This window comes from Collinsella aerofaciens (assembly GCF_015546965.1).
Lineage (GTDB): Bacteria > Actinomycetota > Coriobacteriia > Coriobacteriales > Coriobacteriaceae > Collinsella > Collinsella aerofaciens_X.
In genome coordinates this window covers 1-21,903 of the sequence record NZ_JADMUF010000011.1, presented here as the reverse complement: position 1 = coordinate 21,903, position 21,903 = coordinate 1, and the positions used below count along the sequence as shown (strand labels likewise).

Annotated in this window: 18 protein-coding genes and 1 CRISPR repeat array; of the genes, 11 read left to right on the top strand and 7 right to left on the bottom strand. The window is 55.6% G+C overall.

From position 1 onward, the window contains the following. Positions 1-100: 100 nt before the first annotated feature. Positions 101-1,105, top strand: coding sequence for a hypothetical protein (locus I1M21_RS08125; RefSeq protein WP_195193189.1), 1,005 nt, complete (start codon positions 101-103; stop codon positions 1,103-1,105). Between the two features lie 110 nt (positions 1,106-1,215). On the opposite strand, the gene I1M21_RS08120 is transcribed toward I1M21_RS08125, so the two are convergent. After that, entirely contained in the window at positions 1,216-2,397 is a 1,182-nt protein-coding gene (locus I1M21_RS08120; RefSeq protein WP_195193188.1) for a cation diffusion facilitator family transporter, read from the bottom strand. Between the two features lie 262 nt (positions 2,398-2,659). Here I1M21_RS08120 and I1M21_RS08115 point away from each other — a divergent pair, with 262 nt between their 5' ends. The 7 genes from I1M21_RS08115 to I1M21_RS08085 all read left to right on the top strand — a co-directional run bounded on the left by I1M21_RS08115 (position 2,660) and on the right by I1M21_RS08085 (position 13,255). Beyond that, the gene (locus tag I1M21_RS08115) at positions 2,660-3,997 is read left to right on the top strand and encodes a TFIIB-type zinc ribbon-containing protein (RefSeq protein WP_195193187.1); all 1,338 of its coding nucleotides are present in this window, start codon (positions 2,660-2,662) and stop codon (positions 3,995-3,997) included. A gap of 361 nt (positions 3,998-4,358) precedes the next feature. Then, positions 4,359-8,549 (top strand): type II CRISPR RNA-guided endonuclease Cas9, encoded by a 4,191-nt coding sequence (gene cas9 / locus I1M21_RS08110; RefSeq protein WP_195193186.1) that lies wholly within the window; start codon positions 4,359-4,361, stop codon positions 8,547-8,549. Beyond that, positions 8,536-9,417: a type II CRISPR-associated endonuclease Cas1 gene (gene cas1 / locus I1M21_RS08105; protein WP_195193185.1), complete on the top strand. Its 882-nt coding sequence runs from the start codon at positions 8,536-8,538 to the stop codon at positions 9,415-9,417. Before cas9 ends, cas1 begins: the two co-directional genes overlap by 14 nt. A gap of 23 nt (positions 9,418-9,440) precedes the next feature. Continuing rightward, positions 9,441-9,749 (top strand): CRISPR-associated endonuclease Cas2, encoded by a 309-nt coding sequence (gene cas2, locus I1M21_RS08100; RefSeq protein ID WP_229025702.1) that lies wholly within the window; start codon positions 9,441-9,443, stop codon positions 9,747-9,749. Further along, positions 9,746-10,426: a type II-A CRISPR-associated protein Csn2 gene (gene csn2, locus I1M21_RS08095; RefSeq protein WP_195193183.1), complete on the top strand. Its 681-nt coding sequence runs from the start codon at positions 9,746-9,748 to the stop codon at positions 10,424-10,426. The genes cas2 and csn2 overlap by 4 nt, the downstream gene beginning before the upstream one ends. Before the next feature lie 56 nt (positions 10,427-10,482). Next, a CRISPR array of direct repeats spans positions 10,483-12,554; the repeat unit is 36 nt; unit sequence GTTTTGGAGCAGTGTCGATCTAACTGGTAATCAAAC. A 7-nt stretch (positions 12,555-12,561) separates the two neighbouring features. Then, positions 12,562-12,984 carry a hypothetical protein gene (locus I1M21_RS08090; protein WP_195193182.1) on the top strand — a complete coding sequence of 141 codons (423 nt, stop codon included), beginning with the start codon at positions 12,562-12,564 and terminating at the stop codon, positions 12,982-12,984. Positions 12,985-13,114: 130 nt separating this feature from the next. After that, on the top strand, positions 13,115-13,255 hold the full coding sequence (locus tag I1M21_RS08085; protein WP_195193181.1) for a hypothetical protein: 141 nt from the start codon (positions 13,115-13,117) through the stop codon (positions 13,253-13,255). Positions 13,256-13,839: 584 nt separating this feature from the next. Here the strand turns inward: I1M21_RS08085 and I1M21_RS08080 are convergent. The 4 genes from I1M21_RS08080 to I1M21_RS10025 all read right to left on the bottom strand — a co-directional run bounded on the left by I1M21_RS08080 (position 13,840) and on the right by I1M21_RS10025 (position 15,808). Next, a complete protein-coding gene (locus I1M21_RS08080; RefSeq protein WP_195193180.1) occupies positions 13,840-14,061 on the bottom strand; it encodes a hypothetical protein in 222 nt (73 codons plus the stop codon). A 35-nt stretch (positions 14,062-14,096) separates the two neighbouring features. Then, the gene (locus tag I1M21_RS08075; RefSeq protein ID WP_195193179.1) at positions 14,097-14,885 is read right to left on the bottom strand and encodes an ADP-ribosylglycohydrolase family protein; all 789 of its coding nucleotides are present in this window, start codon (positions 14,883-14,885) and stop codon (positions 14,097-14,099) included. Between the two features lie 254 nt (positions 14,886-15,139). After that, positions 15,140-15,592 carry a helix-turn-helix domain-containing protein gene (locus tag I1M21_RS08070; RefSeq protein WP_195193178.1) on the bottom strand — a complete coding sequence of 151 codons (453 nt, stop codon included), beginning with the start codon at positions 15,590-15,592 and terminating at the stop codon, positions 15,140-15,142. 45 nt (positions 15,593-15,637) lie between these two features. Next, entirely contained in the window at positions 15,638-15,808 is a 171-nt protein-coding gene (locus I1M21_RS10025) for a type II toxin-antitoxin system HicA family toxin (protein ID WP_084591772.1), read from the bottom strand. A gap of 243 nt (positions 15,809-16,051) precedes the next feature. Here I1M21_RS10025 and I1M21_RS08060 point away from each other — a divergent pair, with 243 nt between their 5' ends. Continuing rightward, positions 16,052-16,321 (top strand): hypothetical protein, encoded by a 270-nt coding sequence (locus I1M21_RS08060; protein WP_195193177.1) that lies wholly within the window; start codon positions 16,052-16,054, stop codon positions 16,319-16,321. 170 nt (positions 16,322-16,491) lie between these two features. On the opposite strand, the gene I1M21_RS08055 is transcribed toward I1M21_RS08060, so the two are convergent. Both I1M21_RS08055 and I1M21_RS08050 read right to left on the bottom strand, forming a co-directional pair. Continuing rightward, complete coding sequence (locus I1M21_RS08055) at positions 16,492-18,984, bottom strand: phosphatidylinositol-specific phospholipase C (protein ID WP_195193176.1); 2,493 nt, start codon at positions 18,982-18,984, stop codon at positions 16,492-16,494. Between the two features lie 305 nt (positions 18,985-19,289). Next, complete coding sequence (locus I1M21_RS08050; RefSeq protein WP_195193175.1) at positions 19,290-19,889, bottom strand: hypothetical protein; 600 nt, start codon at positions 19,887-19,889, stop codon at positions 19,290-19,292. 459 nt (positions 19,890-20,348) lie between these two features. Here I1M21_RS08050 and I1M21_RS08045 point away from each other — a divergent pair, with 459 nt between their 5' ends. Both I1M21_RS08045 and I1M21_RS08040 read left to right on the top strand, forming a co-directional pair. Further along, the gene (locus tag I1M21_RS08045; protein WP_195193174.1) at positions 20,349-20,981 is read left to right on the top strand and encodes a cyclodeaminase/cyclohydrolase family protein; all 633 of its coding nucleotides are present in this window, start codon (positions 20,349-20,351) and stop codon (positions 20,979-20,981) included. Positions 20,982-20,983: 2 nt separating this feature from the next. Further along, positions 20,984-21,886, top strand: a complete 903-nt coding sequence (locus I1M21_RS08040; RefSeq protein WP_195193173.1) for a bifunctional 5,10-methylenetetrahydrofolate dehydrogenase/5,10-methenyltetrahydrofolate cyclohydrolase — start codon at positions 20,984-20,986, stop codon at positions 21,884-21,886. The last annotated feature ends 17 nt before the right edge of the window (positions 21,887-21,903 follow it).

The following is a 21,903-nucleotide window of genomic DNA, read 5'->3' as shown; positions in this document are numbered from 1 at the left end:
TGTCTTGTAGATACCGACGGGCACTGCCAATCATAGGCTTTTGCGCGGGTAGAATGCATGGATAACTTGATGCTTACGGGCGACGGAAAGGAATCGTTGCATGGACCAGGATAAGACGACCGTGATGGGCGGCTACAGCTCCGCGCAGGCTGGCGACAGCGCCGACGCGACTCGCGTTGTGCCCGGCCCCGGTTATGCCGACCCTGCCGCGACGCAGCCTTCTGCCGAGCCTACGCGGGTTATGGGCTATGGCGACACGGCGCAGGATCCTTACGCTGCATCTTCGCAAAGCCCCTATGGCAACGCGGCGCCGGACCCGTTTGATTACGCGCCGCAGGATCCCTATGCCAGTTCTGCGCCGAATCCCTATGATGACCTGTCGCAGAATCCCATTCCACAGCCTCAGCAGACGACGTATATGCCGCGCACGGCGCAGCCTCGCTATGAGTCGCGCGATCCCTACGCGCGCCAGCCGTATCGCGAGTACCCCAAGTCGATTCCGCAGTATGGCGAGGATGAGGAAAAGAAACCGTCGCGTTCGTCGAGCGTGATCAAGAAGATCCTGATTGTGCTGGCGATCTTCTTTGCCCTGTCGGTTGTGTTTGCCATCGTGTCGGGCATGCTCAACAAGCGGGGCGCCACGACTGATACCACGGCCGAGCAGACCGAGACTACCCAGTCCGGCACTGTCGACCTGAGCGATATCCCGGGGCAGTACTGGTCCAACGCCAAGAAGCTCCTCAAGTCGCGTGGGGCCGATCTTTCGAACGCCGTGATCCTGACCGATGACGGCTCAACGCCTGTCGTCGATGCCAACTGGGTTGTTATGTCTGCCTACTACAACGACAATGGCAACCTGGAGGTTCAGCTCACGCGCAAGGACAGCTCGTCGGGCAATGTGTCCGGCGATCAGAGCGGTGCGGACAGCTCGAGCTCCAATACGTTGGAGGACCTGAGCAACAAGGCCCAGGAGCTGGGAGATAAGGCCCAGCAACTGGGTGACACGGCTCAGAATCTCGGCGACACCGCGCAGAACCTGGGTGACATGGCAACGAACGCCTGGGATACCCTGCAAAACGGCATTTCGGGCGCACAGGGAAACTAGCGGCCGAGCGGCTAGAGCCTTGGCAGTGCAAATAAAAACGGGACGCAGGATCGCGTGACCGGGCGCACATGCGCGTTGGTCGGCGGTCCTGCGTCCCGTTTTGCTGCCGATTACAGCCGCTCGGCCGGGCGGTCGGGCGAGCTAAAGCCCGAGTCAAACGTGACGACGCACGAGACATCGGGCCGGCGCTCGTGCACGATGCGCGTGACGAGTTCCAGCAGCTCCTCGTCGGATATGTCAAAACCGTCGGGGCGCACCAGGTCAAACGAGACGAAGCCGTCGTGCTCGTGCAGGTCGTGGATGGAAAGTGCGGGGTCGATCTGCATGATGCCGCGCTTGACCCAGCCGCGCAGGTCGTCGCCGGTTGTCGCGATGGGGTCGCAATGCAGCGTAATGTCGATACCCATCTGATGCTTGATATCGTGCTCGATGGTGTCCAGAATCTCGTGGTGCTCAAACGCATCGCCCTCGCCGGGCATCTCCACGTGTGCGCTGGCAAACTGGCGACCGGGGCCGTAGTCGTGCACCATCAGATCGTGCGTGCCCAGAACCTGCGGATAGGACATAATCCTGTCGCGAATCTCCTGCACCAGCTTGGGGTCGGGTGCCTGTCCCAACAGCGGGCTGATGGCGTCGCGCACCAGACCCATGCCGCTGATGCAGATGAAGATGCCAACGCCCAGGCCCGCCCAACCGTCGAGGTCAATGCCGGTTGTCTGTGAGATAAGCGCTGCCACCAGGACCGATCCCGAGGTGATGACGTCGTTTTTGGAGTCCTGCGCTGTGGCGATGAGCGTCTCGGAATCGATGCGGTTGCCCAGTGTGCGGTTGAACGCCGCCATCCAGAATTTGACGAGCATGGATGCGATGAGCGCGGCCATGGAGACTAGTGTGTAGGCGGTGGGGGAAGGCTTGATGATCTTGGTGATCGACTCCAGGATCAGGTTGATGCCGACGGCGCAAACGAGGACGGCGACAAACAGTCCTGCCAGGTACTCGTAGCGGCCATGGCCGTAAGGGTGCCCCTCGTCGGCCGGGCGGCTGGCAAGGCGGAATCCGAGCAGGCTCACGATGTTGCTCGAGGCATCGGAGAGGTTGTTGAAGGCGTCGGCGACAAGCGAGACGGAACCCGCGAGCAGGCCCGCGATGCCCTTGGCCAGGCACAGCGTGATATTGAGGCCGATGCAGATGAGGCTTGCGGCAAACCCCGCGTTGGTGCGGCAGGAGGTATCGACCGGCTCGCTCTCGCTGCCGGGAACAAGCGTATGTACCAGCCGATTTACAAATAGCATAACGGTCGTCCTCACAATCATGTTTAAGGGGATAGTGTAGCTCGCACGGACGCGTCGTGCGACGATGCTCAGAAAATGCAGCAATGGTCTGCCGATGCTAACGGGCACGGGGCGGAGGGGGGCGGTTGCCCGCATGGCTTTGAGCCCGCTGCGCCTTCTCGTCCGTGCGAGTGCTCCATTTTGGGCCACATGGGTATGGGCACGCGCCGATTTGCTCGACATACTTAATATCGACAGCCCCTGTGCAAAGGAGGACGTTTCCATGGACGAGATGTTTGCCATTAAATGTCAAAACTGCGGCGGCCCTATGTACTCGCACCAGGCTAAGCGCAGCTTTGAGTGCGCCTATTGCGGCACGGTGGTTCCGTGGCAGGCGGACGCCGGAGAGCCCAAGAGCGCTTTGGGTATTCGCCATACGCCGTTGACGGTGATGGATGGACTGCTCAAACTCACGCATGTGTCGCAACTCGAGCGCCCGGAGGACCCGGACTGGTATTTCTTCAATGCGCACTGGCGCAATCAGTCGGTCCTGGAACATCTGCTGTGGGAGGATCGCGGCACGGCGCAGGAGTTCCAAGAGGCCACGCATGTGAGCATTCCTTGCCCCTTCTGCGGAGCGTCCTTTGAGGGCGAGTCAACGCAGCGTGTGTTTGAGTGCCCGTCCTGCGGCAATAAGATCGGCATTGCGGACCTGCTCAAGCCGGGGACGTTTAGCAAGCGCCTGACCATGGGCGTTGGTGCGGAGTATGTGCCCGAGCAGGGTATTCCCTGCGAAATCTCGCCGCAGCAGGCACGTGCCAACGCGCTGCAGCTGGTGCGCCAGTATCCGGATGCCTTTGCCGGGCACGACGTGGAAGACGCGATCCAAAACGACATGATGCTCTTCTATTTCCCCATGGCGCTGGCGGACTTGCGCATGATGGCGAGCTTCCCGGGCAAGGGCCTGAGCAAGGAGACCTTGGTGTACTACGAGGTGCTCGACTGGGCATACCCCAGGGCAAACTACCTGGACGTTCGCCTCATGGGCATTTTGGAGCCGTGGGACTTTGCCAAGGTCGGTCCGTTCGATCCCGCCATGCAGGAAGGCGACTTCCGCGTCGTCTCCGTCGATGCGTCTACCAAGGACCAGGTGGTCATTGATAAGTTGGCGCTCGACGTTGCGGGCAACGACGCCGAGGCGGTACTGGGGCTCAATAAAAAGAGCATTCGCATGTGGGCGCGCAAGGCCCGCAAACATAAGGACGGCCTGGTGATGGTGCCGGTCTACTTTGTCGATCGTCCGGCGGCGGACAGCCGCGATGGCGAGCAGGTGCGCATTGCCGTAAACGGACAGACGGGCCGCGCGGCCGCGGTGGTGTTTAGTGACAAGCGCGAAACGCACGTCGTGGCGCCGCTCAATCCGAGCCTGCATCTGTCCGGTGAGAGCACCGTGCATGCCATGCCCATCGAGGTCAAATACGTTAAGTCGCCGTTTCTGTACCAGATCGTGCGCCGTGGAGGCGGCGAGCAACCGCGCCAGGTTGCAGCTGCCGTCGAGGGTTCCTACCGAGAGGAGAAGCCCAAACGCAAGGGCTTGCTCGCTGCGATCTTTGGGAAGTAGGGGAGTAGTGCTGGTTAGTCTTATGACGCGATAGTCAGGGGCACGGGGCAGCTCGCAGGGGTGCGGGCCGCCCCGTTTTTGTATTGCGGGGAAGTGCCGGGCACTTCATTAAATGCCCCTGCTCGGAGCGTTGGCACTGAACAACATTACGCTTGCCGATAGCTATTAAAAAGTGTCCGCTCGCGGTAGTAGTATCAAAAAAGAGGGGTTCCAAACGGAACCCCTCTGGCAAGTCAAATTGTCCCCTACGGGACGCCCTCCGAAGAAGGCATTTTTGGCATAGCCGTATTTTGACTCGCAGTGTCGATGTAACTGGTAATCGACAAGGCAACTGTAGCACAGCGCGAAAGGGCTGGTCTATATGAATCTAAGAAACTACTCGGGTGAGTACAGCATCGGTCTAGACATGGGCACCAACTCCGTGGGTTGGGCGGTTGCGGACGAGCATGGCAAGCTCCTGCATTTTAAGAAGCAGCCTACCTGGGGCAGTCGTCTGTTCGATGCCGCACAGCCGGCTTCTGAGGCTCGTGTCCATCGCGGTCAGCGTCGTCGCTATGTGCGGCGTCGTTGGCGCTTGGATCTATTGCAAAAACTGTTTGAGCCCGCAATGAACGAAGTTGATCCGGGCTTTTTCATGCGGCTCAACCAGTCGCGAACCATCGAAGGCGACCCGATCTTTACCAAGGACTTTACGAAAGCCGATTACTACGATCGTTTCCCAACCATCTACCATCTTCGCGCCTACCTTATAGAAAGCGATGAGCAGGCAGATCTCCGCTTGGTGTACCTTGCGATTCATAACATCGTTAAGCATCGCGGTAACTTCTTGCGCCAAGGAGAGAAACTGACGGCAAAGACAGCAAAGACATCTGATGTCCTTAAGAATCTCAATGGTGCTTTGAAGGCATGGTGCGAATCGAGGGAATATGAGTTCGTGAAACTTGATGAACTCTCTGTAGCGAAGATCTTGGCTGACGAGCGATCTTCTCGCTCGCAAAAGGCAAAAGACATTCAGGCACTCGTAAAAGTTGACACCGGAGATGCAACCGCGAATAAAAAGCTGGCGAAGGCTTTGTCGAACGCTGTCGTCGGTCTCCAGTGCGAGTTCAAAGATGTGTTTGGCGAGTTTGAGTGCGAGGCAACTAAGCTCGCGCTTTCTGACGACGAGAAACTCGAGACACTGCAAGCTGCATGCCCCGACGATTGCGTCGAGCTTCTTGAGTCTGTCTGCGGGGTATATTCTGCTTATGTTTTGCAGGGGCTTTTGTCATATGCAGAAGGCCAAACTATTTCGATCAACATGATCAAGAAATACGAGCAATACGCAGAAGACCTTGCTCTGCTTAAGCTCTTGGTCCGCAAATATGCTCTTAACTCATATGAGTCTTTCTTCCGCGGGGCAACCTATCATGATTCGAATGGTGATGATCCTTCGCGCGACTACGATGCCTCAAAGGCCCAAGGCTATACCGCATATGACCTGCATAAACTGTCCTATGATGACTTCGCTAAATCCGTAAAGAAGCTCTTTGCGGGAACGGGCGCGGAGACGGATGAACGCTATATCGCCATGATGGACGCATTCGACAAACAGCGCTTTTTGCGTCGCCTTAAGACGAGTGATAACGGTGCCATCTACTATCAGCTGCATCTTGAGGAGCTGCAGGCTATTCTCAAAAACCAGGGCCGCTTCTATCTGTTCCTCAAGGACGAGGCTTCGAAGATCGAGAGCCTGGTCACGTTCCGTATCCCGTACTATGTTGGACCGCTGACGCCTAAAAATGCGGCCAAGGACAAACACGGCAACCACCGATTCCAATGGTCCGAGCGCAAGCCCGGCATGGAAGAAGCGACAATCACGCCTTGGAACTGGGATACCGTAATCGATAAGAACAAGAGCGCCGAGAACTTTATCCTGCGCATGACGGGTGATTGCACTTATCTTGCTGGTGAAAAGGTGCTTCCCAAGCAGTCTCTGCTCTACGAGGAGTTCTGCGTTCTGAATGAACTCAATGGCGTTCGCTGGTCTGAAGATGGTGACGATTGGCAACGCTTGGATGCCGCGCAGCGCGAGGGCATTGTCCATGAGCTATTCCATAAAAAGCGTTGCATTACTTACAAGATGATTGCCGACTGGCTTGTAAAAGAGGGCGACGCGACAAATCCGGTTGTCCGCGGCGGCCAGGGTGAGAGCGGTCTTGAATCGAAGATGGGCTCGTACATCTTCTTTGCCAAAGACATCTTTGGCGTGGACGAGTTGAGCCGCGCCGAGTATCCAGTTATCGAGAAGATCATTCTTTGGAACACGTTGTTCGAGGACCGCTCGATCCTTAAGGAAAAACTGCAGGATGAGTTCGGTCCCAGTGGCAACGGAATGCTCGATGCCGAGCAGATTAAGAAGATTTGCAAAAAGCGACTGACTGGCTGGGGACGTCTGTCGGAGAAATTCCTGACGGGTATTAGGATTGATACGCAAGCCGGTCGCTCTATGAGCATCATGGACGTGCTGCGAGAGGGAAACCCCAGTTCTGAGCGTCGCTTGGGCGAGACCATGGTGATGATGGAGATTCTCCACGACAACACGCTGGGCTTCCAGGAAAAAGTGGATGAACACAATCGCAAATACTATGCCGAACATGAGAAATCTCTAGGCGTAAATGAGCTCCCCGGATCTCCGGCGATTCGTCGCAGCCTGAATCAAGCGATTCGCATTGTTGACGAAATCGTAAAGATTGCGGGGCATGCGCCGGCTAACGTTTTTGTTGAGGTGACTCGCGACGAGGACGAAAAGAAGAAAGGCAAGCGGACTACGAAGCGCTGGGACACCATCGAGGACGCTCTCAAGGCGTTTAAGGCCGAGGGCGGCGACCTGGCAGTTATGGACGATTTCAAGGAACTCAAGGCAACCAATGCAGATCTTGACGAGCGCCTGACCCTCTATTTGATGCAGAACGGAAAGTGCCTGTATTCCGGTCGCGCCATCGACCTCAATAAGCTTATGGCGGGCTCGGGCGAGTACGAGGTCGACCATATCATTCCGCGCGCCTACATTAAGGACGACAGCCTGGAGAATAAGGCGCTGGTGTACCGCGAGGAGAATCAGCACAAGACCGACCAGCTTTTGATCGATAAGGGCATTCGCTGGAAGATGGGCGAAACGTGGAAGCAGCTGCACCGAGCGAAGCTCATTGGCGATAAAAAGTACCGCAACTTGCTGCGCTCTTCCATAAATGAGAACGCCATGAAGGGATTCGTCGCGCGTCAGCTCGTTGAGACGAGCCAGATGGTTAAGATGGCGCAGGCGTTGCTTGAGGCGCGTTATGCCGATGAGGGAACTAAGATCGTTCCTGTAAAGGCGAGCGTATCGCACAACCTTCGTGAGGCAGCAGGCCTTGTTAAATGCCGCGAAGCCAACGATTTCCATCATGCGCACGATGCCTATCTGGCATGCCGTTTGGGGCTGTTTATTCAGATGCGCCATCCCGGTATGTACGAGAACCCCATCGGCTACTCGCATGTGATTAAGAAATACGTGCGCGAGCAGTCCGAGCTGTTTAAGAAAACCCATCGCATGCCTGGATCTGCCGGATTTGTCGTTAATAGCTTTATGACTGCGGGTTTTGACCCCGAGACGGGTGAGGTCTTTGACGATGCCTGGGCCGAGGACGACGAGGTCAAACGTTATAGGGGAAAGTATCTTCCGGACGGCTGGAATGCAGCGGCAGAGGTCGAGGGCATTCGCCGTGCGCTCAACTATCGCCAGTGCTACATCTCGAGGATGCCGTATGTGGATACGGGGGCGTACTGGAACGCCAATCCTATCTCTAAAAGGAAAGCGCCGAAGATTGAGATTAAAAAAGGACTCGACCCCTTGCTTTACGGCGGGTACGACAGCAAGAGCGCAGCGTATTTCTTTATTTACGAAGTTAGGGATAAGAAGACGAAGCCTGTTTTGAAGATGGCAATGATGCCAGTCTACAAGATGAAAGAACTGGAGAGCGATCCAGTAGCTTTTGAAGACTATTGTCGAGAGCTGGCGTCCGGTACTTCGTGCGTATGTACAAGGATTGTTGTTCCGAGGCTGTTGAAATGGCAGCTTGTGGAAATAGCTGGAAGTCGACTGTGCGTAAATGCTGAAGAGGAAATGAAGTCGGCGTCTCAGCTGGCCTTCTCACAGGAAGAACTCCTGAAGATCTCCCGCGTCTGCCGAGAAGGTTTTTTTGATGCGGATACGAACCTGTTCGTTTATCGGGCTGTCGCTCGTTCGCTGGAGAAATCTGAATGCCCTATGCTGGCGAGTGATTTGGGTCTTGAAGATAAGTATGAGACGTTTAGCGCGCTCGGCGTGGCACAGCAAAAAGACCTATTGATTAAGTTGATCAGGCTGTGTGTGGGCAATAAAAAGTCTGTGCCGATTGACATCAAGGCGCTTGGAGGAGGAAAGGCAGCCGGAAGGCTCCGCCCTGCACGCAATAAAGTCCCTGAGGGCCTTGTAATCATTGACCAATCAGTAACAGGCATGTTCGAGAGAAGGACCCGTGTCGGGCTTTAGGAATATCGTCATTTCTAGTCCTTGCAAACTGCAGTACAAGGGTGGATACATGGTTGTCCGCCGGGAGGACGATACGGCGAAAGTGCACCTTTCCGAGATTTCGTCGGTCGTCCTTCAGACCAACCAGGTGTTCATAAGCGCTTATCTGCTCTCGGAGCTTGCCAAGGCAAAGGTCGCGTTTGTCGTCTCTGACGAGAAGCGCGACCCCATTGGGCAATATTTACCGCTATACGGGGCTCATAACACCAGTAAACGTATTGCAGAACAGCTTGAGTGGGGCGAACCGATCAAAAAGCGCGTATGGCAACGAATCGTGCGCGACAAAATCAAGCATCAATCTGATGTGCTCCACGCCCGTGCGCGTGAGGAGCAGGGTGAGACGCTCAAGAGTATTGTTGCCGAGGTGCGCTCAGGAGATACAACAAATCGCGAGGGCCATGCCGCCCGATTATATTTCAGTTCCCTGTTTGGTCCGTCCTTTTCGAGGGATGACGATACGCCTCTGAATGCTGCTCTCAATTACGGCTATGCGATCCTGCTGTCGAGCGTCAATCGCGAGATCGCGGCGCGCGGATACCTTACGCAGGCGGGAATCTGCCACAAAAATGAGTTTAACCAGTTCAACTTGAGCTGTGATTTTATGGAGCCATTTAGGCCTCTTGTAGACCGTATTGTGTTCGATAACTTCGACGGCGAATTCTCTAAGGAGATAAAGCTACTTTTGGTCGACATGCTCAATCAAGGAATCGCGTATCGAGGCGGCACGTATCGCGTGGGCTCCGTAATATCCCTGTATGTTGCTGACTGCTTCAAGGCCCTTGACCGGAAGCTGTCAGTAGATGAGATCGAGTCGTTCGAGGTCGTATGAGTATCGGGGAAAGGATCAGATATATGAGGCTTGTCGTCTTCTTTGATTTGCCCGTCGATACTCCTGCGCAAAGAAAAGACTACCGCGTGTTTCGCAAGTTTCTTCTTAAAGATGGCTATCTTATGCTCCAGGAGTCCGTGTATGCAAAGCTTGTTGTTAATGATGGGGCGGCGGGAAGCGCGATACAAAGACTTAGGAAGCATCGTCCGCCGTCCGGCCTCGTGCAGGTCCTTCGCGTGACTGAGTCTCAGTTTTCGACCATGGAGTACATTACGGGCAACCGTGAGACCCATGAGGAGATAGACACGATGGAGGAGCTTCTGGTTTTATGAGGCTCGTGTTTTCGGGACTTGAACACCCGGTGGAGCTAACAGCAGGGGAGACATCGGTTTTGCAAGTCGAAAACTCTGCTCTGTTCGCGCGGATCGTAACTTCTTTGCAAAACGGATTGGGGCGCCAGGCGATGGAACCTTACTCCCTTTGGAAAGACGATGAGGAGATTAAGCCCGACAGTGCCCTGATGGTAGTGCCTGATGCGCTGAATCTTCCATGGGATGACCGTGCATTTATGACCGCAATCACCAAGAAGGTTGAGCGTGAGTTTCTAGAAGACGAAGATCTGCGTATGCAGGTGGAAGAGGCTGAACGTGCAATAAAGCTGCGTTTAGGCGGATTGAACCTTGGCTTTAATGCCGATTTGGGGTTTGGGTTAGAATGGGATTTGAAGCGCTACCTCAAGTTTTTAGGATTTGGCGCAGCGCCTCAAGAAGATAAATCGTTCCTTGATAATCTGCTTAATTTCCTTTCATTTGCTCTTGACGCTGGCTGCAGAAAGACAATCGTATTCGTAAATCTCAAAACGTTTTTGACGGAAAATGAGCTGCAAACGCTCTATGACCACGTGTTTTTTCTTAAGTTGAGCTTGTTGCTCCTGGAGAATAAAAAAGATACCATGGCTTACGGACATGAACATAAACTAACGGTTGACCTGCAGTTTTTAGAGCATTGAAAGAACAGACCGGGTTAGATTGAACGTCCCGTCGCAGTAGGGAATTTGCTCCAATGGTTTTGGAGCAGTGTCGATCTAACTGGTAATCAAACACGGGCATTGACCGGGCAACGTCTTGTATAGTTTTGGAGCAGTGTCGATCTAACTGGTAATCAAACTGACGACCGCGCGGGCAAGGTCCTCGTTGCGTTTTGGAGCAGTGTCGATCTAACTGGTAATCAAACTGCCATCGAGTCATAACGATGATCACAGCAGTTTTGGAGCAGTGTCGATCTAACTGGTAATCAAACATATGTCGTAGTTGCTGGACAGGTTGTCTCGTTTTGGAGCAGTGTCGATCTAACTGGTAATCAAACCACGGCTATCGCCACTCTACCGACCTCCATGTTTTGGAGCAGTGTCGATCTAACTGGTAATCAAACTCGTCCTCGCCACCGAACAGACTTCCGTTAGTTTTGGAGCAGTGTCGATCTAACTGGTAATCAAACACGATTCGGGACAGTCACACCGTTCGGTCGGTTTTGGAGCAGTGTCGATCTAACTGGTAATCAAACCAGAAGGATCATGTCCCTCCTGCTCATCTTGTTTTGGAGCAGTGTCGATCTAACTGGTAATCAAACTACCGCACCGTCATCGTGCCCGACATCCCCGTTTTGGAGCAGTGTCGATCTAACTGGTAATCAAACGCTCAGCGCTGGGGCGGTTCCGACCATACGTTTTGGAGCAGTGTCGATCTAACTGGTAATCAAACACACGTTCATATAGGCCATGGAGACGTTGAGTTTTGGAGCAGTGTCGATCTAACTGGTAATCAAACCTCGGACCGCTTGCGCGTCGGGCTATGACTGTTTTGGAGCAGTGTCGATCTAACTGATAATCAAACTTGTTGCTCGCGGTGAAGTCCACGAGCTTGTTTTGGAGCAGTGTCGATCTAACTGGTAATCAAACCCCCAGCAGTCCTCGCACAGCGGCGCGTCTGTTTTGGAGCAGTGTCGATCTAACTGGTAATCAAACTCCTCGGAGGCCGTCCACGGGCGGCACCGCGTTTTGGAGCAGTGTCGATCTAACTGGTAATCAAACATGTCGTCGATCCAGTTCTCGATATGGTACGTTTTGGAGCAGTGTCGATCTAACTGGTAATCAAACTGGAAATCGTTGGTCGCGGACAGGTACACGGTTTTGGAGCAGTGTCGATCTAACTGGTAATCAAACATGTACGCCGTCGTTCAGGTTTACCATTCCGTTTTGGAGCAGTGTCGATCTAACTGGTAATCAAACTGTGGGGCGATAAGTTCGTAGGCGACATCAGTTTTGGAACAGTGTCGATCTAACTGGTAATCAAACTCGTCACCATTCGACATGACGCGGAACACGTTTTGGAGCAGTGTCGATCTAACTGGTAATCAAACGCGTAACGTTGATGGTAACGGTATCGTTTGGTTTTGGAGCAGTGTCGATCTAACTGGTAATCAAACCCTAGCCTATAATCGTTAGTGCAAGGCGCCGTTTTGGAACAGTGTCGATCTAACTGGTAATCAAACTGGTTGCAAGGTACTCGCGCTTTCCCTTCGTTTTGGAGCAGTGTCGATCTAACTGGTAATCAAACGTCTAGCAGGCATAATCTGCCCGACCTGCGTTTTGGAGCAGTGTCGATCCAACTGGTAATCAAACTCGTCACCATTCGACATGACGCGGAACACGTTTTGGAGCAGTGTCGATCTAACTGGTAATCAAACTTTCTTACAGCTATCCAGTGCAGCTGCTGGTTTTGGAGCAGTGTCGATCTAACTGGTAATCAAACCTGGACATCATCAACCGGTATATGTTCGAGGTTTTGGAGCAGTGTCGATCTAACTGGTAATCAAACCTTAAACGAGCGCTGGGATATGGAGGTGTGTTTTGGAGCAGTGTCGATCTAACTGGTAATCAAACCGACCTTGGTGCTCTTCCATTCGCTCCACGTTTTGGAGCAGTGTCGATCTAACTGTTAATCAAACTTTTTCAACTGAATCAGCAATGTTGCGGTGTTTTGGAGCAGTGTCGATCTAACTGGTAATCAAACTGGTGAGATTTTGCACTGGAAGTACCCCTCGTTTTGGAGCAGTGCCGATCTAACTTGTAATCAAACTGGGACAATGTGCAGGCTTTTCGATGGCGAGGAACTGCATGCGCGCTGCGCGATGATGTTCAAGCGCGAGCTGCTGGAATCGCATTACATGGATCAGGGACGGATTAGCCCGCAGCCTACGACGCTGCGAGTCTGCGGTACAGTTGCCAGGACACATTGGACGCATGGTTGGATGAGGTGGAGTGGCCAGAAGATGCTCGAGTTTAAGAAGATCGAAGACGACGGTAATGTCGCGACGTTCGAATACTATCCCGAGGGCAAGGGAGAGCCGGGTACCGTGGTCCTCGACCGCAGTGTCGGTATCGTTTCCGTTCTGTCCGTATCGCCGAACGATAGGCATGGGCGCTATGCGGAGCACATGTTCGCAGAGGCTCGCCGCATGCTGCGCGATGGTAGCGTACGGGATGGCGGCACCGTTTTCTGGTACTAGCTAAGCACACAACCGCATAGTCTTGGAGCAGTGTCGATCTGACTGGTAGGCAGACAACAATATAATCTGTTTATTGCTGCTAGCCGGCGGCTGGAACGAGTGGTCGCCCTCGTCTGGAGTTGATGCCACCATGTCCGATGCAAACGCCGAGTTTATCGATGCGCTAATCCGGCTGTTGCTCGAGCCGGTAATTTTCCCCTTTACGCTATTTCTGATTATCGCTGCGATAGCAATTATTATCGCAATCCTTAATATCCTACTGGGCGGCTAGCGACTCCCGCATCGATAAAGCAGACGTAACGCCCGATGCCGGTTTTTGGGGCGGTTTCAATACTCATAATGGGGCGTGCGCTATGCCTCCGACCGCGCCATGGACCTGTTGAAAGTTGGTCTACGTGCGCACGCCGTCTTCCGTCGGCGGTCGTCTGTGGTGATAGTGGCTGTAGATGTAAATTAACGGTGGAGCGGCTGCAAAAGACCCGCCTCACTGGGTAAAATGAGCTTGTGCCGCGGAACCCGCTCCTCAGCTAGTCACACTTCGGAAGCGCGGGCAACGCAGGTATTATCGTCTAAAGGGCCGGCTGCAACCGGCCCTTTTCATGACTCCCTTCGCTATCCGTTACTGCTTATATTCCCGCCAGATCGCGTAGAGGTTCCGGGCAATGCCGGTCACATACATCGAGAGGCGCAGGATTTCAAGAAACAAGTTCATAGGCTTCACCCCAATCGGAGATCGGAGCGTTGCCCGCAGGCGGATTCCGCGGCAGTCAAGATTTTACCTCACAGGCCGCGGTGGGAGACATCCTACCCATCCCATGGTTCGGAGCAGTGTCGATCTAGCGGGCAATCAAACCTCTAGCACTCTTTGAATTGAGCAAGCATCTGCCCGAAGAAGCTTAGTTCGGATGGCTCATAAATGAGCGAACCGCCGTCCGCGGTCCTGTAGACCCCGCAGGGGAGGTAACGCCCGTCGGGGAGGACATAGAGGTTGGCTTCTTCCTTCAGTCCTGCTGGAAATAGCGGAGTCCCGTTTTCGTCCACTTGGAACTCGTCTATATTTGCGATCTCTCTTTCCATGGTGCCTCCTGGTCAGTTTCTATTGTAAGTGCGCCCTAAAACAAACACTGCTCAATCAGCTCTTTACCGCGTAGGGTGTCGATCCATTCCTGCGGGATGGCTCTGAGACCGTAGGCCGTGCCGGCGAGGGCGCCGGCAACGGCTGCGGTGGTGTCGGTGTCGTCGCCCAGGTTGACGGCGGCAAGCGCGCAATCTTCGTAGCTGTTAGTGTTGACGAAGCACCATGTGGCTGCCTTAAGAGTGTCGCGCACGAAGCCACCGGACCTGATTTCGTACTCGGGTGCGCTTTTCAGCTGCAACGCCCACGAGGGGAGCGCGCCGTTCATCACATCCCTCATCAGTTCGACAAATATGATGCACGCGTCGGTCGACGTTCTGTGGGCGTGCGTAATCGCTGAGACCTTGCTGACCTCTTCGTCTGTCGCATCGGTGAACGCTAGGGGAGCGATGCGCATGAGCGAACCGTTGCCGTTGTCGCGCTCGCCGGAGCCTCCTTTGCCGGTGTGCAAGGCACGGGCGGTCGTACCACCGTAATCGAAAACGCCGTCGATCGTATACTCGCCACGGGCAATCCAGCTTACGAACTTGTCGCGCATGTCTGTGGTGTCGATATGCCCGAGCTCCCTAATCGAGTCACAGGTAGCAAGCGTCATAGATGTGTCGTCGCTCCAGGTGCCGGCGGGCTGCCCATGCGTGCCGTAGCCGATCATGTCGGTGCATTCGAACGTGCCACGAGACCTGAACTCGTAGGGAACGCCCAACGCGTCGCCGACGGCGAGCCCATAGATGCAGTCGCGCAGTGTTGTTTTCGGTCTGTCTGTCAAGGAAAGCTCCTTTTATGCTCTGTCGGGAATTCGTGATAACCTGCGGCAGCGTGTCAGGTTCAATTCGGAACGCAGTGCGATCCGAATTGGGGGGCCCGGCGGCAAACATGCTTTGCTTGTTCATTGCGCAAGCGTGTGACGACCTAATCGAATCATTGGGGCTGAGACGGTTTCTCTCGATTCGCGACGCAGTGCGTCGCGAATCGAGAGAACTCAATGGCCGATATGTCAAAACGATATGCCCTGGCGTTCCTTTACACGGCAATAGGGACCTCTTTTGGGCGCCCTGCCTTTGGAGCGTCGGCGAGTCGTGCCTCGATGGAAGCTTTGGACACCATGCGCTTGGTGCCATCCTTCCATGAATCCAACAGTCCTGCGTTTATCAGTTGCGATACCCGTGCTGAGCTAACACCAAGCATACGCGCGGCATCCGCTGCGGTGACGGCGGGGATATCGTTGAGATCGCGGCTGACGGCTACGGCGATAATCTTGCCGCCGTGTCGCGGCTCATGCCCGAAGTCTGGCGCGGGTAGTTCAATGCCGCCCATAAGGTGATCGTCGACCATACATGCGAGAAAATCGGCGGCGCTTTCGACGGCGTCGTTTAGGTCGGAGCCAAACGTTCCTCCTCCGCCCAGCGAGCCACATGGCACGGCGTCGACCATGCCGTCCGAATCAAAGAACTCAAATTCCCATACGTAAACCATGTAAGACCTCCTCTAAAAAGCGATGCGAAATGTGATGAGGATGAGTTATCGAAGCCCTGCCTGCCTTAGGATTCTTTTGGCAATTTGATCCTCGATCTCTCGGTGGCGTTTCACGAGCACGAGTTTATCTCCTTTGACGAACTTCTCGTGATTAGTGCCTCCTTTCGAGATGAAGCCGGCTTCTTCGAGGATACGGATCAATTCGCGTCTCTGCATCTTAGTCTCTTTCAATAACTATATATTAGCACTTCCTAAGGGTTTTAGACTTAAATCTTAGCTATTGCTAAGCCTTTGTTTTGCGGTGCCATCCTTGGATAACGGCTTATATTCCTTGCGGTATTAGTTTATTTGCTCGTACGGACACGATTTGGTGCTCTGTGCGCGACCGCGAAAAGGGTTTGCGGTGGCTAAAATGTGGTCATAGAGATGGTTTTATCGAACTCCATGGGGGTGGCGTGCGTGGATAACAACACGTTGCTGTTTCACGATAAGGGTGCCGGCGTTTTCAAGGGAATAAGCATCTATCCCAATCGTATCGAGGCGGTCGTGAAGAACAACTTCTTCGGTACCCATACCAAGATCGTCTACCTCAAGGACATTACGGGTGTCAACGGGGTCAAGGGTAAGCGCGTGCTCCTCCGTAATAGGTTGCTGACCGTCTGTTCCTACAGGCTGAGCAGTCACTCCCAGGCTCAGGAATTTGTGAACGCGCTGAACATGGTGATGTAGCCGATAGCGGCGTTCGGGCCAGATTCGCGCCCACACATGGGTGATGCGGCGTCTAGTTGCTTGGCCTACGAGTTTTCTGGACGCACCGCCTCTTCATCTGCAAAAGCTAGGGGCACAGAACGGTGTTCTGCGCCCCCGATTGAGTCGATGTGTTTAAAAGGCCGGCTTGCCTATTCGCTACTGTCCCCAGCGTTTTCGTGGTCACTGGCAAGCATTGCTGCGCCGGCGACCGTTGTCGCCACGGCGGCAGCGGCGAGCCCGGCGGCAATGCCGGAGCCGTCGCCCGTGTCGGCGAGTTTTCCGCCCGAGCCCTTGCCCTTGTTGCCCTTACCATTCTTATCAGCGCTGCCTGCGTTGGAACCCGTGCCGCTGCCGGTGCCGGCGCCGCCTGCACTGTCCGAGGCCGCTACGGTAAAGCTTGCGGCTCCGTCGCTGGCGAGCGTGTAGTTCTGCGCCGCGTCGCCCAAGAGACCGTTCACGCGCACCCAGTATGTTCCTGCGGCAAATGTTTCGCCCTCGGCCATTGCTGTGCCCGGAGCGCCGGTCGCGTCGTGCACAAACTCGAGCTGGGCCGTGCAGGCATCGGTTTCAAGCTTGCCCTCGAGTGATGCCGCAATCTTGGCGCGCACGTCTTCGCCGGCCTTAAGGCCTTCGAGTCCCTCAAAATGGGGCGTCAGCGCGCGTGGATCGATATCGATGGGCACAAAACCCTGCAGCCCCGTAACGGTCTCGTTGCCCAGGGCGTCGACATCCACGTATTCAATGGCAAACGCATGGCCCGAAGCTGTCGCGTTGAGCGCGTTGCTGCTGTCGGCAAGGCGGAAATGACCCTCGCCAACGGTCTTGCCATCCTGGAATGAGGCATCGCTCAGCGAGTCGCCGTACGTCATGCGCATGCGGGTCGGGAGATAGTACGGGAGATAGTACGAAGCTGTCTGCTTGTGCTCCGTATCGTAATTGCGCTGGTAGATGCTCCGGGCCAGCGCCGCATCAACAAAGTCGGATGCGATGATGCCAATGTGCTTGAGGTAATCTGACTTTGTATCCTCGATGCCGCTGGGATTGATGTACGGGCTCTTATACAGATGCTCGTTGACTACTCGTGCCGAGGTAAAAGGATTGCCTCCGTGCGACAAGCCCGTGCAGCTGGTGTAGTTGATAGACCAGCAACGCTCCAGGACTTTCTCCTTGGCCCCGTTATCGTCCTCGACATCTACCTCGTTGCGCGTGCGCCCGGTCGTTTCCTTCAGCGCATTATCGACCCAGCTGAGCTTGTCGGTTCCCGTGAGTTTGTACTTGTCCTGGGCGTATACCTTGGTGCAATAGGGCTCTTTGTCGCCTGTTTCCCCCGCGGCTTCAAAGCCTCGCGCGTCTTGGACGAGGCACATGGACTTTCCGGAATGCGCCTTGATTTTGTCGTCCCATTCGGTGAGGTCGAGGCCCCACGTGTGGCCGCTTACACTGTTGCCGGCGAGCCTAAATCGGCGCAACAAGACGATCTTTCCGCGCGCCTCTTTCAGTGTGGGGACATGGCTCGACGTATAGAACAGATTGGGGTTGTCGTCCAAAACCTTGGCGAAAGCCGTCGTAACACTTTCGTCGGTAGCCTCGTCGTTGCCTCGTGATACAAGCATGATGAGCGCTTCTGTCGGGTTTTCGTTCAAAAACGTTTTGAAGTAGCCTATGACATCGGAAAGATGCAAAAAGTACGCGTCTTTTTTGAGCAGGTAGTACATCCCATGGTCGATGCCAGGGTTGTCGCCCTTTCCGAGACGAATATCAAAATAGCGAATGCCTTCGAGCAGCTGCGTGGGAATGTAATCCTGCTGGCATTTTACTTGCGAGGATTGGGGCTCAGTGTCGTTGTCCACGCTGCAGGTGCCCGAATCGTGCGTACCCGGGATGCTCAGCTCGTCGAGGAACTTGTTGTCGTCGACGTATTTCATCCAACATGGTCCGTCGACGTAGCTGCTATACGTGATCCAGTCGAGGCTGCTAACCGTGGCATCGTTCTTTTTCATGTCGTAACCGATAAGTTCGAGCTCCCACGGAATGCTCTTACTCTTATGGCAGATCTTATTGTTGTCCTGGTCTTCGCCGTTCGATTCTATTGCCAGGTACTTAATGTCTTTTTTCTCGGTTTCTTTCTCGACCGTGCGGTCTCGGATGATATAGGTTCCGTTTGATTGCCGCTCGAACGCAAAAGCGCGGCTGGGCTTGTTGTCATACTCGCCGCCCCATACGTGGATGACCTTTCCATCTTTGTCCGAGTCGTCGTCGACCGACCAAATGCTGTAGCCCGTCTTTTTATGCTCTTCGAAATTGAGCAAGGTGCGGATGGCGTACCAGTTTGTATCGTCATTCTTGGTCGTTACGTTCTCAAGGATGAGCTTGCTGGACGTGCCGTCGTTAAACAGGTGACAGACGTTGCCGCGAACGTTGCCGTCTTGGTTGACGCTCGCGGTGCGAAAATAGCCCGCGGGGCGAAGGCGAATGACGAAATTGCGGAGGCTGTCCGACGCTGTGGCAGCGTCGTCTGCAAATGCCGCGCGCACGGGAAGGCCCAGTCCCGCGGTTTCGGGCAGGCTTACAAAAGGCGACAATGCTGCGAGTCCTAGGCCCAGCGTAAATGCTCGGCGGCTGATGGCATGGTGTTCGGTCATAACTCCTCCATTCTCAGGGTGCGGTTATGCGCTCGTTTTGGATACTATACTGCCCAGATGTTTAAAGGCGTCGGCTTAAATTGTCTGCATGGCGCTATTAATCGGCGGGCGGACGTGCTGAGGCGCTTGTCTATTGGTGCTACTGGCGCGCTTGGGATAGTTTTGGAGCCCGGCATCCTCGCGTTCGCCAGCTACCGGCATAAGAAAGGGAGGGTCGGTTTACCGGCCCTCCCTGGGTACGAAGCGCTGGGGTACCGTCGCTTGTTTGCACTGCGCCCGTGTTTCCCGCTGCGCTCGCCAGTCGCTTAACGCTTGATCTCGATATCGTCGAGCTTGACGTCCATGGCCTCGGTCTTGGCCTCGGCGATGTCATCGGCAAATTCCAGGGACTTCATCATGGTCTCGACGGCGTCCTTGTGCTCCTCGACGTTGTCGATGCGCACATACACGCTGCCACCGTCAACGTCGGTGAAGTACTCGGTCGTCACGCCGCCCGAGTGCGTAAAGTAGGCGCTGCGCCAGGTCTTGCCGTTGTACTTAACGGGATCGCTCTCGGTCCATCCAGAGCTGGCCTTCCACTTTGCCTCGTAGTCGAACAGTTCATCGGCGTTCTTGTCAGGATCGAAGACGGGGATGAAGCGGTCACTGGCATGCTCGCTCTCGGTGAACTTAAACTGGGCCCTGTCGGCGGTATCGCCTGCAACGTCCGTGATTTCGACGCCCTCGGGCACCTCGACTTTAAACCAAATGAAGTCAGTCCTCATATCCACGGCTGGCTTTTCCGCTCCACCGCCACCGCCACCGCCGCTGCCGGTAGCGCCGCTGCTGCCACCGCAACCCACCAAGGCAACCGCGGCAAAGAGACTGATGCAGAGGATGAGAATCGCAAAGGCCTTCTTTTTCATGGTCGTGTCCTCCTCGATCTGTAATCGTCCATGGATTACCTGTCTTTACTGTACGCGTGGACGGCTCCTTCGGGTGGGCCATGTGTCCCATTCTGAGGGCCGGATTTGCACCGTTAAGTGGCAATATGCACGGGTCCAAAAGAGGGGAGGGCCGGTGCTGTCGGCTCTCCCCGGGGTGAGGTGTCCGTTGTTTTAAAGGGGCGCGTGTACGCGGGCGTTGCCCCAACAGGTTCCTTGTTTATAGATATGCCCCAGTTTGTGACGTCCGGAAGTCCCGAAAGGTGGGCCATGTGTCCCATGCTTGCGTTGTCGACGCCTATCGCGTGCCATAGAAATCTGCGATGGTCAGGTGCGCTGACGCTCATGTACTTATGGGCTAGACTTAGCACCATTACGTGATCGATGCGGTTGGTCGGCGATTCCGCCCGACCGATGTATATGACTTGAAGGTGCATGCGTATGAGCCAAGAGATGATGGACAAGACCTGCCGCGGGTTTGCCGAGGCGCTGGCCGCGCGCGAGCCGGTTCCCGGCGGCGGCAGCGCGAGCGCCTTTGTGGGCGCGCTGGGTGCCTCGCTTTGTGGGATGGTTGCTCGTTATGGGGCGACTAATCCCGCGCTTGCCGATCGCGCGGACGACCTGACGCGTGCATTTGCCCAGGCAGACGAGTTGGCGCAGGAACTTGTGGACCTGGTCGCCGAGGACGTTCGTGCGTACGGCCAGGTGTCCGCTGCGTACGGTATTCCGCGCGAGGACCCAGCTCGACCTGCGGCGATTCAGGACGCGTTGCACGTGGCGGCCATGCCACCGTATCGGATCATGGATGCCTGCGGCCGCGCGCTGGCGCTGCTCGAGGACATGGCCGATAAGGGCTCGCGCCAGCTGTTGTCCGACGTGGCCTGCGGCGCCGTGTTCTGCCGCGCTGCCATGCAGGGTGCGAGCCTGACGCTCTTTGCCAACACCACATCTATGAAAGACCGGGCGCGTGCCGAGGAGCTCGAGACGGCGTGCGATGAGCTGCTGGATACGTGGCTGCCGCGCGCCGATGCGCTGGCGCGCCGCGCCGCCGACGCCGCAAGGAAGAGGGGATAGCCATGGCCGAGCTATTGAAGGGTGCTCCCGTCGCCCGCGCGTTGACTGAGGAGCTCGCTGCTCGCTGCGCGGCTTTGCGTGAGCGCGGCGTTGTGCCGACGCTGGCCATCGTTCGCGTGGGCGAGCGCGAGGACGACCTGTCCTACGAGCGCGGTGCACTCAAACGCTGCGAAAAGGTGGGCATCGAAGCTCGTCGCGTGTTGCTGCCTGCCGATGTTTCGCAGGATGAGCTGCTGGCGGCTATCGAGGGCATCAATGCCGACCCCGCTGTTCACGGATGCCTGATGTTTCGTCCGTTGCCCGCTGGGCTTGAGGAGGATACAGTTGCCGCGGCACTCGATCCCGCCAAGGACGTCGACTCCATGACGCCGGCCTCGCTGCTCACCACGCTTTCGGGGCGAGGCGAGGGCTTTGCTCCCTGCACGGCAGAAGCCGTGTTGGCGTTGCTGGACCATTACGGCGTTGAACTGGATGGAGCTAAAGTTGCCGTTGTTGGTCGCTCGCTGGTAATTGGCCGTCCCGTTGCCGCCATGCTTACGGCTCGCAATGCCACGGCGACGACGTGCCATACGCATACGCGTGACCTAGCTGCCGAGTGCTGTTCTGCCGACATTGTTGTTGCCGCGGTTGGACGCGCGCGCACGATTGGCGCGGATGCGGTTCGCGAGGGCCAGACGATCATCGATGTTGGCATTAATTGGGACGAGGCTGCCGGAAAACTGGTCGGCGACGTGGATTTTGATGCTGCGGAACCGATCGTTGGCGCCATCACACCCGTGCCGGGCGGCGTGGGGGCTGTGACCACCGCAATTCTCGCCAAACACGTGATTGAGGCGGCGGAGCGCGGTAGCGCGCAGAGATGTGGTGTAAGAGGCGGGGCATGCCCCGCCTCTTCTCTTTCTTGAAAGGGAGGGGACACCGC

Excerpts from the sequence above, each read along its gene's own strand:
- I1M21_RS08120 (WP_195193188.1), bottom strand. The coding sequence starts at position 2,397 with ATGCTATTTGTAAATCGGCTGGTACATACGCTTGTTCCCGGCAGCGAG.
- I1M21_RS08080 (WP_195193180.1), bottom strand. The coding sequence starts at position 14,061 with ATGGAAAGAGAGATCGCAAATATAGACGAGTTCCAAGTGGACGAAAAC.
- csn2 (WP_195193183.1), top strand. The coding sequence starts at position 9,746 with ATGAGGCTCGTGTTTTCGGGACTTGAACACCCGGTGGAGCTAACAGCA.
- I1M21_RS08070 (WP_195193178.1), bottom strand. The coding sequence starts at position 15,592 with ATGGTTTACGTATGGGAATTTGAGTTCTTTGATTCGGACGGCATGGTC.
- I1M21_RS10025 (WP_084591772.1), bottom strand. The coding sequence starts at position 15,808 with ATGCAGAGACGCGAATTGATCCGTATCCTCGAAGAAGCCGGCTTCATC.
- cas2 (WP_229025702.1), top strand. The coding sequence starts at position 9,441 with ATGAGGCTTGTCGTCTTCTTTGATTTGCCCGTCGATACTCCTGCGCAA.
- I1M21_RS08040 (WP_195193173.1), top strand. The coding sequence starts at position 20,984 with ATGGCCGAGCTATTGAAGGGTGCTCCCGTCGCCCGCGCGTTGACTGAG.
- I1M21_RS08085 (WP_195193181.1), top strand. The coding sequence starts at position 13,115 with ATGTCCGATGCAAACGCCGAGTTTATCGATGCGCTAATCCGGCTGTTG.
- I1M21_RS08090 (WP_195193182.1), top strand. The coding sequence starts at position 12,562 with ATGTGCAGGCTTTTCGATGGCGAGGAACTGCATGCGCGCTGCGCGATG.
- I1M21_RS08055 (WP_195193176.1), bottom strand. The coding sequence starts at position 18,984 with ATGACCGAACACCATGCCATCAGCCGCCGAGCATTTACGCTGGGCCTA.
- I1M21_RS08045 (WP_195193174.1), top strand. The coding sequence starts at position 20,349 with ATGAGCCAAGAGATGATGGACAAGACCTGCCGCGGGTTTGCCGAGGCG.
- I1M21_RS08115 (WP_195193187.1), top strand. The coding sequence starts at position 2,660 with ATGGACGAGATGTTTGCCATTAAATGTCAAAACTGCGGCGGCCCTATG.
- I1M21_RS08125 (WP_195193189.1), top strand. The coding sequence starts at position 101 with ATGGACCAGGATAAGACGACCGTGATGGGCGGCTACAGCTCCGCGCAG.
- cas9 (WP_195193186.1), top strand. The coding sequence starts at position 4,359 with ATGAATCTAAGAAACTACTCGGGTGAGTACAGCATCGGTCTAGACATG.
- I1M21_RS08050 (WP_195193175.1), bottom strand. The coding sequence starts at position 19,889 with ATGAAAAAGAAGGCCTTTGCGATTCTCATCCTCTGCATCAGTCTCTTT.